The 630-nt window shown below is 43.5% G+C and carries 1 protein-coding gene; it reads right to left on the reverse strand.

From position 1 onward, the window contains the following. Positions 1 to 630, reverse strand: a 630-nt coding sequence (locus HC733_RS22550) for an IS256 family transposase (protein WP_190367203.1), incomplete at both ends; no start/stop codon positions are given.

Raw genomic sequence — 630 nt, forward strand, 5'->3', positions numbered from 1 at the left:
TAAGGCCATTAGAGCTTCGTCTTCGGTTATTGATTGATATATACGCTTTAAATCAGCCGTGATGGTTTTGTAGTCTTTCCACGGCACGAACTTTAACGAGTTGCGTACCATATGGACAATGCAGAGCTGAATTTGCGTATCTGGGTAAACCGTATTAATCGCATCAGGGAAGCCTTTAAGGCCATCTACACAGGCGATAAGAATATCTTTAACACCACGGTTTTGAAGTTCGGTAAGCACGTTTAGCCAGAACTTAGCGCCTTCGTTTTCTGATATCCACATACCTAGAAGCTCTTTGTGGCCTTCGATATTAACACCTAAGGCTAAGTAAATAGCCTTGTTGATGACTTGCTTATCTTGGCGTACTTTTACGACTAAGCAATCGAGATAGACGATTGGGTAAACAGCATCAAGCGGCCTGGCTTGCCATTCAACAACTTGAGCAATAACGGCATCAGTGACACGAGAAATCAGTGTTGGTGAAACGTCAGCGTCATACATTTCCTTGAACGTAGAGACGATTTCACGGGTCGTCATGCCTTTGGAGTACAGATATAAAATCTTATCGTCCATTGACGTAAAGCGGGTCTGGTTCTTTTTAACCAGTTGTGGCTCAAAGCTAGCGTCTCG

The sequence above is a fragment of the Pseudoalteromonas sp. S16_S37 genome (genome assembly GCF_014694405.1).
Classification (GTDB): Bacteria; Pseudomonadota; Gammaproteobacteria; order Enterobacterales; family Alteromonadaceae; genus Pseudoalteromonas.